Below are 12,922 nucleotides of genomic sequence, written 5' to 3' on the forward strand. Positions count from 1 at the left end.
CATATTCCAAACATAAAATAATTATTTTATTATTGAGGTAATTTTATATTTTCATAAATGGGAAATTTATTTAAAAACATATCAACTTTTTTTCTTAATTCATTTAAACCATCATCATTAATACCCTTAGGTAATTTTCAAGCACTAATAATAATCTTTCCTAATTCAATAAACTGTTCTTCTTTAAAACCTCTCGTTGTCATTGCTGGACTACCAAAACGAACACCACTAGTAATAACAGCTGGTAAAGGATCAAAGGGAACACCATTCTTATTAGCAACAATATTAATCTTTTCTAAAATATCAACAGCTTCTTTACCATTTAAACCGTTAATATTAGTAACATTAACAGTTAATAAATGATTATCAGTTCCACCCGCCACTACATGAAATTTTGCATCAAGAAAAGTTTTCGCTAATGCTTGAGCATTTTTAATTACTTGCATTTGATAAGTTTTAAATTCTGGCGTTAATGCTTCATAAAAAGCTTGTGCTTTTGCTGCAATAATATGTTCCAATGGCCCACCTTGATTACCGGGAAATACCGCACTATCAATTTTCTTTTTTAATTCTTCGGTGCAAAGAATAGCACCACCACGTGGTCCTCTTAATGTTTTATGAGTTGTTGTTGTTGTAATATCAGCATAACAAATAGGATTTTGATGTAATCCAGCAGCAATTAATCCAGCAATATGCGCCATATCAACCATTAAATATGCTCCAACAGTATCGGCAATTTTACGAAACTTTGATCAATCAATAAGTCTTGAATAAGCACTAGCTCCTGCTACAATAATTTTTGGTTTACATTCTTTAGCAATTTTTAAAATTTCATCATAATCTAAATATTCATCCTTTTTACTTACACCATAATTAACACCGTGATAAATTTTACCAGAAAAATTAATTTTATAACCATGAGTTAAATGACCACCGGCATCAAGTTCCATACCAAGAATAGTATCACCTGGACGTAATATAGCAGCATATGCTTCAGCATTAGCTTGACTACCAGAATGAGGTTGTACATTAGCATGAAAATTACCTTTTTTACATTGACCTGGTTTATGATTACAATTAAATAATTGTTTAAAACGCTCTATTGCCAAATTTTCAATTTTATCAACATTTTCGCAACCATTATAATATCTTCTGCCCGGATAACCTTCTGCATACTTATTAGTTAATATTGTTCCAGCAAGTGTAAGTACAGCTGGTGATACATAGTTTTCTGAAGCTATTAATTCAATATGATTTTGTTGACGTTGTCATTCATCTTTCACAATTTTTTTTAATTCTGGGTCAAGACCCTTATTAAAAGATTTATCCATTTTTAAACATCCTCTCTTTAATAATTTAATAGTAAAATTATTTTAGTTTTGCAACTCTTAATTGATGTCTTTTTTCATCACTTGTTTTAGTATTTAAAAATAATTTCACAAGTTCTACTGCTTTATAATCAGAAATAATTCTAGCACCTAGTGCTAAAACATTAGCGTCATTATGAAGCCTTGCCAATCTTACTGTTTCTTCTTCATAGCAAAGGGCACAACGAACACCATTAATACGATTGGTAGCAATGCTAATACCAATACCAGTACCACAAATTACAATACCAAAATCTGCTTTTTTACTAACAATAGCATTAGCAACATTAAAACCAAAATTAGGATAATCAACAGGCTCACTGCTATTTGTTCCTAAATCTAAAATTTGATAGCCTTCTGTATGTAAAAATTTAATAATTGGTTGTTTAAATTCATAAGCGGTATGATCATTACCAATAGCAATTACTAAACCATTAGTTTTCAACTTTATCACTTCCTTAGTTTAAATATTAGTTTTATTATACCTATTAATTTTAAAATTAATATATTTTCTTTTTAAAATGCTGAATTATACTTGTAAGTGCAAGTAAATAAAATTGCAAAAAATTCTCATATAAAAATTTCATAATGCTAAATTTAGTTTAGAAAAAAGTAAGGAGTTTTTATATGAGTTATAAACATCTTGGCATAGATGAAAGGATTTATATTGAGAATCAATTGAAATTTAAATTTAAAATTAGTGAAATAGCTAAAAATCTTAATCGAAGTATTAGTACTATTATTCGAGAAATTAATAGAAATAAAGATAATAATCATTATTTTTCATTAATTGCACAAAATAAAGCTGAAAATCGAAAACAATCACATATTAGTTTTCATAAGTTTAAAAATAAGAATTTAGTAAAATATGTACAACAAAAATTACTATTAGGTGGATCACCTGAACAAATTTATGGCAGAATTAAAAATTTTCATAAAGAGTGAGTTATTAGTTTTAAAACAATTTATACTTGAATTTATTTTGGAATGCTTGATAAAGTTACTAGTAAAAATTTAAGAAGAAAAGGTAAAAAACGAAAATCTAAAGAAAATCGTGGCAAGTTTAATGGTAAATCCATTAAAGAACGAGATATAAATGTTAATGATCGTATAACACTTGGTCATTGAGAAGGAGATACTATAGTATCATCACGAGGTAAAAGCAAATCATGTTTAATAACTTTAGTTGAAAGAGTATCACGATTTACTTTAGCAATATTAGTTAAAAACAGAACTACTAAAGTTATTAATAAAAATGTCAGTTATTATTTATCAATTCTTCCTAAAAACATTGTTAAAACTATTACTTTTGATCGTGGCAAAGAATTTTCAAATTGACAACAACTTGAAAAAAATTTAGATGTAAAAATTTATTTTGCCAATCCATATTCACCTTGACAAAGAGGTACTAATGAAAATACTAATGGTTTAATTAGAGAAAAATTTCCTAAAAAATTTATTTTTTCAAAAACTAATAAAAATGAAGTTCATAAATTTATATTGTCTTTAAATCAAAGACCGAGAAAAATACTAAATTATCTTTCACCAATCGAATATTTGGATAGAAAAATAATTTAGTTGCACTTACCTTTACAATTTAGCAAATAATTTTTATTACAAAAAGAAAAATATTTTTTCCTATAATAATCAAATTTAATCATTATTGCTATTAATAAATATGTTAAAATACTGCTAAAAGAAAGGTGAGATTCTTATTATGAAAATTAAAAAAATGATCGGAAATAAGTATGAATTAATTATTGAAAAAGATGAAATGATTATTAAAACTTTAGAGCAATTTGCTATTAAAGAAAATATAGGAATGGCACAATTTCAAATGATTGGTGCTATTACTAATGTCACTTTAGGCTATATTCCTAAAAAAAGTACTGATTATGTAAAAAAAACTTTTCTTGAACAATATGAATTGTTATCAACAATTGGAACAATCATTTGAGATGAAAAAGATAGAAATAAACCAATTATTCATTGCCATACTACTTTTGGTGATGATAATTTTAACGTAATTGGTGGTCATTGTTAGACGCGAAAGTTGCTATTAAGGCTGAAGTAATAATTGATATTTTAAGTAATGAAAAAATATCACAAGTTATTGATAATAAAAGTAATTTTCATATTGGAAATTTATCTTAATTTAAGGAAAATCTTAAAAAAATGGTCATATTAATAATAATATGACCATTTTTTTAAGATTTTCCTAATGAACCAAATTCTGTTAATAATTCTTTAGCTTTAAGTTTAATTGCTTCCATTCCTGGCTTAAAAATTTTTCTAGGATCAAACCCTTTATCTTCATTAAGTTTTCCTTCCGTAACATATTTTTCAATAACTGCGGCGAACACTTCTTGTAATTCAGTATTAACATTAATTTTACTAATTCCTAAATTAATAGCTTTTTTAACCTGATCTTTTGGAATTCCAGAACCACCATGTAATACCATTGGCTTATTTGAAGCTACTGATAAATTTTTTAACACATCAAAATTTAAACCATCTCAATTTTTAGGATACTTTCCATGAATATTATTTATTCCGGCTGCTAAAAAGTCAATTCCTAAAGCTGCTAATGATTTACAATCTTCCTCACTAGCAATCTCACCACTACCAATAACTCCATCTTCTTCACCACCAATAGTACCTGCTTCTGCTTCAACAGATGCATTTTTTTTCTGAGCATAAGCAACTACTTCTTTGGTACCTTTTATATTTTCATTAAAATCTAAATGAGAACCATCAAACATAACAGAACTAAAACCAGCATCTAATGCTTTCTTACAAGAATCTACTGATTGACCATGATCTAAATGTAATGCCACTGGAATAGTAATATTTAAATCATTCAATAGCGCTAAAGTCATACTAGCAACTGTGTTAAATCCACCCATGTATTTAATAGCACCTTCTGAAACACCTAAAATAACAGATGATTTAGTTTCTTGTGCAACTTCAAGAATAGATCTTGTTCATTCTAAATTATTAATATTAAAGTGAGCAACGGCATATTTACCTGCTTTTGCTTTATCAATCATATTTTTTGCACTAACAAATTTATTCATTTCTTTTCCTTCTTTCTTAAAATATTATAACCTTATATTATATATTTTCATAAAAAATCTAGTTGCATATATATTTTGAGAATATACAATTCATAAAAATTATAACAATTGCTAAATTGTAAAGGTAAGTGCAACTAAATTATTTTTCTATCCAAATATTCGATTGGTGAAAGATAATTTAGTATTTTTCTCGGTCTTTGATTTAAAGACAATATAAATTTATGAACTTCATTTTTATTAGTTTTTGAAAAAATAAATTTTTTAGGAAATTTTTCTCTAATTAAACCATTAGTATTTTCATTAGTACCTCTTTGTCAAGGTGAATATGGATTGGCAAAATAAATTTTTACATCTAAATTTTTTTCAAGTTGTTGTCAATTTGAAAATTCTTTGCCACGATCAAAAGTAATAGTTTTAACAATGTTTTTAGGAAGAATTGATAAATAATAACTGACATTTTTATTAATAACTTTAGTAGTTCTGTTTTTAACTAATATTGCTAAAGTAAATCGTGATACTCTTTCAACTAAAGTTATTAAACATGATTTGCTTTTACCTCGTGATGATACTATAGTATCTCCTTCTCAATGACCAAGTGTTATACGATCATTAACATTTATATCTCGTTCTTTAATTGATTTACCATTAAACTTGCCACGATTTTCTTTAGATTTTCGTTTTTTACCTTTTCTTCTTAAATTTTTACTAGTAACTTTATCAAGCATTCCAAAATAAATTCAAGTATAAATTGTTTTAAAACTAATAACTCACTCTTTATGCAAATTTTTAATTCTGCCATAAATTTGTTCAGGTGATCAACCTAATAGTAATTTTTGTTGTACATATTTTACTAAATTCTTATTTTTAAACTTATGAAAACTAATATGTGATTGTTTTCGATTTTCAGCTTTATTTTGTGCAATTAATGAAAAATAATGATTATTATCTTTATTTCTATTAATTTCTCGAATAATAGTACTAATACTTCGATTAAGATTTTTAGCTATTTCACTAATTTTAAATTTCAATTTCAATTGATTCTCAATATAAATCCTTTCATCTATGCCAAGATGTTTATAACTCATATAAAAACTCCTTACTTTTTTCTAAACTAAATTTAGCATTATGAAATTTTTATATGAGAATTTTTTGCAATTTTATTTACTTGCACTTACAAGTATAATTCAGCAATTTTAAAATTAAATTTTCTTACTTTATCATTATTTTTTAATAATACTTTTAATTAATCCTAAAAATAAAGGATTTGGTTTATTAATTCTTGATGTGAACTCAGGATGAAACTGACTTGCAATAAAGAATGGATGTACTTCTTTTGGCAACTCAATCACTTCTACCAAATCTTCTTTATTATATATACCACTAAAAATTAATCCATTTTTTGCAAGTAATGTTTTATAACTATTATTAAATTCATAACGATGACGTTGACGTTCAATAATAATAGTTTGTTTATAAAGAGATTTTGCTAATGAATCATTAATTAAAGTGGTTGGATAATTACCCAATCTTAAAGTTCCCCCGATTTGATCATTTTTATTTTTGCCACGTAATAAATCAAAAATAGGATTTTTAGTTTTTTCATTAAATTCAGTAGAATTAGCATCTTGTAAATTACATACATTACGAGCATATTCAATACAAGCTAACTGCATACCTAAACATAATCCCAAGAAAGGAACTTTATTAACTCGAGTATAATTAATTGCATTGATTTTGCCTTCAACACCACGATTACCAAAGCCACCAGGAACAATTATTGCTTGGAAAGGAGAAAGCATAGAATTAATGTTTTTACTATCTAAACTTTCAGCGTTAATAATTTTATAATTAACTTTAGTATTAAGACTATAACCTGCAATTTTCAATGATTCAATTACTGATAAGTAAGCATCACTTAAATTCGAATATTTTGCCACAATACCAACAGTAACTTCTTGATGAATATTATCTAACTTTTTAACAATTGTATGTCATTCTGACATATCTGGTTTAGTTTTATTTAATTTTAATAATTCTGAAACTACTTCATCAATTTTTTGTTGTTCTAAAGATAATGGCACTTTATAAATATTATCACAATCAGGAATTGCTAAAACATGCCTGCGTTTAATATTACAAAATAAAGATAATTTATCAAAAATATGATCGGGTGGCATAGTTTCACTACGACAAACCAAAATATCAGGTTGAATACCTAATGATAATATTTCTTTTACTGAATGTTGACTGGGTTTCGTTTTAAATTCACCAACCGAATGTAAATAAGGAATTAATGTAGTATGAATAACAATAACATTTTCATGACCTTTTTCGTTTTTAACTTGTCTAATGGCTTCAATAAAAGCTAATGATTCAATATCACCAACTGTTCCACCAATTTCGGTAATAATAACATCAGCCTTACTATTAATTGCGGAATTAAAAATATGTTTTTTAATTTCATCAGTAACATGTGGTACAACTTGTACAGTTTTCCCTTCATAAAAACCATCGCGTTCCTTTTTTAAAACAGTTTGGTATACTTTTCCGGCAGTAATATTGGAGTCTCTAGTCAGATTTTCATCAATAAAACGTTCATAATGACCTAAATCTAAATCAGTTTCAGCACCATCACTAGTTACATATACTTCACCATGTTGATAAGGACTCATAGTACCTGGGTCAACATTAATATAAGGGTCAAATTTTTGCATAAAAATCTTAATATTTTTTTGCTTTAATATACGCCCAAGCGATGCTGCTGTAATTCCTTTACCTAAAGATGATACAACACCACCAGTAATAAATATATACTTTGAATTCATTAGTTTTCTCCTAAATATTAATTAATAATATCATTATTATTCATCATCATAACTATCTTCTAATGGTTGAATACTAATGGTATTTAAATAATCATCTTCATCTTCTACGTCTTCACTTAAATCTATAGTTTCATCATTATCTGTAACTGTTTCAGTACTATCAATTTCTTCTTTTGTATTACTTGGAATTTCTACTCTTGTCATATGTTCTTTAATTTCCTCTAATGAGACTTCATTACGTGGATATCAAAGTTTATCATTTTTTAAGAAAAAATTGGTATTTAAAATAATTCCAGTATAAAGTTCACCAGCAATTTTTTCTTCATCTTCTTTAGAAATATTACATTGTTTTTTAACATGTGTTCAAATTTCATTAAAACTGCTTTTTTTCTTTTTGCATAAAAAACTATATGCTACTTCTACTAATGTTTGTTTGTTTTGCATTTCTTAATCACCTTCTAAATTGTATATTATAAATAATAAAAAATATATTTTTTACATCTTTTTAGGCGCATCCACACCAATTAAATTTAAAGCATTTGCCATTATTTGTTTTATTGCTAAAACTAATGTTAATCGTTGAATTGTTAATTGTTGATCTTCACTAATAACTTTATGTTTATTATAATAAGAATGAAATAACTTAGCTAATTTTTGAATATAATTTGTAAGCAAATGTGGTTGATGCTGTTTTTCAATTTTTTGCAAAATAATTATATATTCATCTAATGTAATCAATAATTCTTTTTCCTTTTGTTCTGTTAATAAATTAATACTATTTGCAATTTCAAATTTTGGATAATTCTCTATAATTTGATTTATACGCGCATGAACATATTGAGCATAATAAACAGGATTTTCGTTAGATTGTTGTTTAGCAAGTGCTAAATCAATATCAAGATGTGATTCAACTGATCTTGATACTAAAAAATAACGTAAAGCATCCTTTCCAATTAAATCTATCATATGTCTTAAAGTTATTGATGTTCCTGCTCTTTTTGACATTTTTTGTTCTTTACCATTATCAATAACCTTTACCATTTGCATACATAAAATATCAAGTTTAGTGGCATCATTATTAAGCATATATAATCCCGCTTTAATTCGTGGAATATAGCCATAATGATCTGCTCCTCAAATATTAATTAACATATCACTACGTTGAAATTTAATATGATGATAAGCTAAGTCAGGAAGCATATATGTATAAGTTTTGTCTTTCTTAACAATTACACGATCTTTATCATCTTCAAATAAAGTAGTTTTTAAAAAAATAGCACCATCAAGTTGATAAGTATTGCCTTGCATTTCAAATTGTTTGATTAAATTAGAAATAATATTTTCTTTATATAAAAATGATTCAGAAAATCAAATATTAATTTTAACTTTAAATTTTTTTAAATCTTTTTTAATTTCTGAAAGCATATAATTAATACCAAATTCTTTAAAAATTAAAGAAGAAGTTTCATCAAAAGGTTTATTTGCAAATTTATTACCATTTAATTTCAAAAATGATTGTGCAGCAGCTAAAATTTCAGAACCACGATAACTTTCTTTTGGTAATTCAACAGCATTGCCACAAAGATTTTGATAATTTATGAAAATTGAATTGGCCAAAACATTAATTTGATTACCAGCATCATTAATATAGTATTCTCTAACTATATTATATCCTCTATGTTCTAATATATTCGCTAAACTATCACCAATAGCCGCATTTCTTGCATGTCCTAAATGTAAAAGTCCGGTTGGATTAGCACTAATAAATTCAATATTATAAGTAATATTTTTTTTATTAGATTGACCATATAATGATTTCTCATTAATAATTTTCATTAATAACAAACTAAATACTTCAACATTAATATTAATATTAATAAAACCAGGAGTAATATAATCAATTTTTTTAATTAATGGGTGTTTCTGATGAATATTTTTAACTATAATTTCAGCAATGTCTAATGGTTTTTGTTTATATTTTTTTGCTAATATCATTGCTATTGATGTAGAATAATCACCTAAGTCATTATTTTTATTAATTTCAATAACAACCTGATTCAATTCTATTTCATAATTTGCAAATGCTACTGCATCAAGAATAATAGTAGTGAGTTCATTAATAACATAACTGTCCACAGTTCAGACCCCTTTCAATATCTAAAATATTATACTCATAAATTTAATTTCTATCATATAAAAAAGTAAAAATAAATACTTTTTTATAAAAGTTGTTCAATGGTATCATTAACATACTGTATAAATCCAATTCTGATTAAAAATTCCAAAATAGCAACATCATTGTAATTTAAATCAATTAATTCTTGATAGTTACCAAAAATTTGATTATCAAGCACATTTCTTAATTTATCATTAATTTTTTTTGGATCATCTTCGATTTTAATTCCTGAAACTTTAACTAATTCTAAATCAATTTTTTTTTGCATTTTAACTTTAGTATTATCATCTTTATATAATTCTATTAATTTTAAATATAATTCTTGTAATAAACTTAAAGCCTTGACAAAATTACTTAGTAATTCTTGTTCATTAATTATATACGAATTTAAATTATGAAAATAATTATGATTTATCTCAGCTTCATATCTTGCTGCTTGACCGCCAGGATTAATTTGTTCAAAATAACGCAAACGTTCTCTTAAGTTTAATAATATTTTACTCATTTCCTCACTTTCAACTCTTGTAGTACTAATTAATTTAATCAATCGTATTAAATTATGAAAATTAAATTTTTTCTTACTAGCTGAAGGTTCAACTTGAATATATTTTCTTAAACAATGCTTTAATTTTAATTCTAACGATTGATATACTGAAAAAAGAGTAATATGAAAATTATCATATCCAATCCCTTTTTTAATATTTAAAATAGCGTTAACTGCATACATATTAGCGCGATCATTATCATTACCCAAAACATTAGTTAAATGCAAAGTTCTTGGAAACTTATTAATCATTGTAAGTAATGTTTCTTTAAATTTAATTTTTAACGTATTATCTTTAAATTTAATTTGATTTATTTTAACTGATTTTAAATCATTATATTCATTACCTATTATAAGGTAGGCAAAAATAGAAAAATAAACAATTACTTTTTCTTTAAAATTTATTCAAGTAAAATTTAAAGTTTTAATAGCATTTTCAATTTTTTCTTTATTAATTAATACACCCAATATCACTATTACTTCTTGCGTTGCTAAATGATACTCATGTGAATTTAAGTAAAAATCTCCTGGCGTTAAATCTAAAATATTTGGATACTCAAAAATTTTATTAATTGATTTTAAAATTTTCATAATTACCTCATTTTATAATACTTTTAAATTTCTATTTCTTTTTTAAAAAATAAATTGTATTTGGTGCTTTAATTGGATCTTGCAAAATTTGTGAGATTTTTTCTAAAGTAATATATTCTTCGTTTTTTGTTTTAATAATAATTGGATCTTTTTTAAAATAATAAAGTACATTTTTTAAATCTTGTTTAACGCCAATAACATTAGTGTTATTTTGACTTGTTAATAACAACAATTCATTTTCTCAGTTAAAACAAAATAAAATTACTTTTGATATTTTTACTAACTCATTATCTTTTTCAAAATTAATAATATCTTGCATTAACTTAATTAAAGTAGCATCTGTTCAATTTAAATATGTTTGTATTTCAACACTTTTTCCCTCAAAAATAGCAATAAAATCATGAATATTGACTTTAAATGAATAAGTTTTATCAAAATATAATTCAGTTATTCTTGAAAATAATTTTTGTAAATTAAGATCAAAAAGAATTCCGCTTTTATGATAATAAACTTGAGAATACATATGGAACCTTGTGATTAAATAATTTTCAATAGCAGAAATTGCCTTGTATGAAAAAACTAAACCCTCTTTAATATCAATTATCATATTCGTAATAATTCAATCAATATCAATACTTCCATAACCAACTCCTGTAAAATATCCATCACGCATTAAATAATCAATACGATCACAATCTAATTGCGATGATACCAATTGAATTTGATATTTAGGATAATTTTTATAATCCTTCTTAAGGATACCAATAATAGCATTAATATTAATATTAAATTGTTTTAAAATAATGTTAATTTCAGTACTATTATCATTAATAATAGCACAAGTATAATCTTCATGAGTAAAATTTTCTTTTTTATTAACATTAAGGTTTATGATTTTTTCAAAAGTGTGTGAAAAAGGACCGTGTCCTAAATCATGTAATAAACCAGCAATTTTAATGTTTGTTTTTTCCTCTTTAGTTAATAAAGAAGAACCTTCAACTTCACTAAGAACACGATTTAATATATTGTAAACACCGATACTATGAACATATCTAGTATGAGTTGCATTAGGAAAAGCAATTTGCACACCACCAAGTTGATTAATTCATCTTAATCTTTGAAATTCTTTACAAGATATTAACGCCTGAATAACGGGTTCGCTGATATTAATATTTTTGTGTATAGCGTCACGAATAAAAGTTACTTTATAATTATTGCTTGACATAAATTTTAACCTCTCATTAATATCTTATAAATTTTAGGTATTATTAATTTTTTATTTTAATAGTAACATAATATAAAATTTTTCTTCTATTTTAGTAATTCTTTTGAGTAAAAAGAACAATTTTATAATTTTTATTTATGCTAAATTGTAAAGGTAAGTGCAACTAAATTATTTTTATATCCAAATATTCGATTGGTGAAAGATAATTTAATATTTTTCTCGGTCTTTGTTTAAAGACAATATAAATTTATGAACTTCATTTTTATTAGTTTTTGAAAAAATAAATTTTTTAGGAAATTTTTCTCTAATTAAACCATTAGTATTTTCATTAGTACCTCTTTGTCAAGGTGAATATGGATTGGCAAAATAAATTTTTACATCTAAATTTTTTTCAAGTTGTTGTCAATTTGAAAATTATTTGCCACGATCAAAAGTAATAGTTTTAACAATGTTTTTAGGAAGAATTGATAAATAATAACTTACATTTTTATTAATAACTTTAGTAGTTCTGTTTTTAACTAATATTGCTAAAGTAAATCGTGATACTCTTTCAACTAAAGTTATTAAACATGATTTGCTTTTACCTCGTGATGATACTATAGTATCTCCTTCTCAATGACCAAGTGTTATACGATCATTAACATTTATATCTCGTTCTTTAATTGATTTACCATTAAACTTGCCACGATTTTCTTTAGATTTTCGTTTTTTACCTTTTCTTCTTAAATTTTTACTAGTAACTTTATCAAGCATTCCAAAATAAATTCAAGTATAAATTGTTTTAAAACTAATAACTCACTCTTTATGAAAATTTTTAATTCTGCCATAAATTTGTTCAGGTGATCAACCTAATAGTAATTTTTGTTGTACATATTTTACTAAATTCTTATTTTTAAACTTATGAAAACTAATATGTGATTGTTTTCGATTTTCAGCTTTATTTTGTGCAATTAATGAAAAATAATGATTATTATCTTTATTTCTATTAATTTCTCGAATAATAGTACTAATACTTCGATTAAGATTTTTAGCTATTTCACTAATTTTAAATTTAAATTTAAATTGATTCTCAATATAAATCCTTTCATCTATGCCAAGATGTTTATAACTCATATAA

General features: G+C 24.8%; 12 protein-coding genes. 2 read left to right on the forward strand and 10 right to left on the reverse strand.

Annotated elements, in window-relative coordinates; genetic code table 4:
* Positions 1–29: 29 nt before the first annotated feature.
* Together glyA and rpiB are read right to left on the reverse strand one after the other, a co-directional pair.
* Positions 30–1,331, reverse strand: a complete 1,302-nt coding sequence (glyA, locus tag AAHM79_RS01030) for a serine hydroxymethyltransferase (RefSeq protein ID WP_342257876.1) — start codon at positions 1,329–1,331, stop codon at positions 30–32.
* A 37-nt stretch (positions 1,332–1,368) separates the two neighbouring features.
* Entirely contained in the window at positions 1,369–1,797 is a 429-nt protein-coding gene (rpiB, locus tag AAHM79_RS01035; protein ID WP_174480264.1) for a ribose 5-phosphate isomerase B, read from the reverse strand.
* Between the two features lie 197 nt (positions 1,798–1,994).
* Between rpiB and AAHM79_RS01040 the strand changes: the two genes are divergently transcribed.
* Together AAHM79_RS01040 and AAHM79_RS01045 are read left to right on the forward strand one after the other, a co-directional pair.
* A complete protein-coding gene (locus AAHM79_RS01040; RefSeq protein ID WP_342257877.1) occupies positions 1,995–2,945 on the forward strand; it encodes an IS30 family transposase in 951 nt (316 codons plus the stop codon).
* A gap of 139 nt (positions 2,946–3,084) precedes the next feature.
* Positions 3,085–3,411 (forward strand): PPC domain-containing DNA-binding protein, encoded by a 327-nt coding sequence (locus AAHM79_RS01045; RefSeq protein WP_342257878.1) that lies wholly within the window; start codon positions 3,085–3,087, stop codon positions 3,409–3,411.
* A 163-nt stretch (positions 3,412–3,574) separates the two neighbouring features.
* On the opposite strand, the gene fba is transcribed toward AAHM79_RS01045, so the two are convergent.
* From fba to AAHM79_RS01085, 8 genes are all read right to left on the reverse strand, one after another.
* Positions 3,575–4,444 carry a class II fructose-1,6-bisphosphate aldolase gene (gene fba / locus AAHM79_RS01050; RefSeq protein ID WP_342257879.1) on the reverse strand — a complete coding sequence of 290 codons (870 nt, stop codon included), beginning with the start codon at positions 4,442–4,444 and terminating at the stop codon, positions 3,575–3,577.
* Between the two features lie 134 nt (positions 4,445–4,578).
* The gene (locus AAHM79_RS01055) at positions 4,579–5,529 is read right to left on the reverse strand and encodes an IS30 family transposase (RefSeq protein ID WP_342257880.1); all 951 of its coding nucleotides are present in this window, start codon (positions 5,527–5,529) and stop codon (positions 4,579–4,581) included.
* Between the two features lie 135 nt (positions 5,530–5,664).
* Positions 5,665–7,269, reverse strand: a complete 1,605-nt coding sequence (locus AAHM79_RS01060; protein WP_342257881.1) for a CTP synthase — start codon at positions 7,267–7,269, stop codon at positions 5,665–5,667.
* Positions 7,270–7,305: 36 nt separating this feature from the next.
* On the reverse strand, positions 7,306–7,713 hold the full coding sequence (gene rpoE / locus AAHM79_RS01065) for a DNA-directed RNA polymerase subunit delta (protein WP_342257882.1): 408 nt from the start codon (positions 7,711–7,713) through the stop codon (positions 7,306–7,308).
* Positions 7,714–7,764: 51 nt separating this feature from the next.
* Positions 7,765–9,405: an arginine--tRNA ligase gene (gene argS, locus AAHM79_RS01070; RefSeq protein WP_339039442.1), complete on the reverse strand. Its 1,641-nt coding sequence runs from the start codon at positions 9,403–9,405 to the stop codon at positions 7,765–7,767.
* A gap of 83 nt (positions 9,406–9,488) precedes the next feature.
* Positions 9,489–10,580: a hypothetical protein gene (locus AAHM79_RS01075; protein ID WP_338958794.1), complete on the reverse strand. Its 1,092-nt coding sequence runs from the start codon at positions 10,578–10,580 to the stop codon at positions 9,489–9,491.
* 31 nt (positions 10,581–10,611) lie between these two features.
* The gene (locus AAHM79_RS01080) at positions 10,612–11,805 is read right to left on the reverse strand and encodes an HD domain-containing protein (protein WP_342257883.1); all 1,194 of its coding nucleotides are present in this window, start codon (positions 11,803–11,805) and stop codon (positions 10,612–10,614) included.
* A gap of 414 nt (positions 11,806–12,219) precedes the next feature.
* Positions 12,220–12,918 (reverse strand): IS30 family transposase, encoded by a 699-nt coding sequence (locus AAHM79_RS01085; protein WP_342257884.1) that lies wholly within the window; start codon positions 12,916–12,918, stop codon positions 12,220–12,222.
* Positions 12,919–12,922: the final 4 nt, after the last annotated feature.

It is taken from the genome of Spiroplasma endosymbiont of Nomada ruficornis, assembly GCF_964030795.1.
In the GTDB taxonomy this organism is placed as follows: domain Bacteria; phylum Bacillota_I; class Bacilli_A; order Mycoplasmatales; family VBWQ01; genus Spiroplasma_E; species Spiroplasma_E ixodetis_A.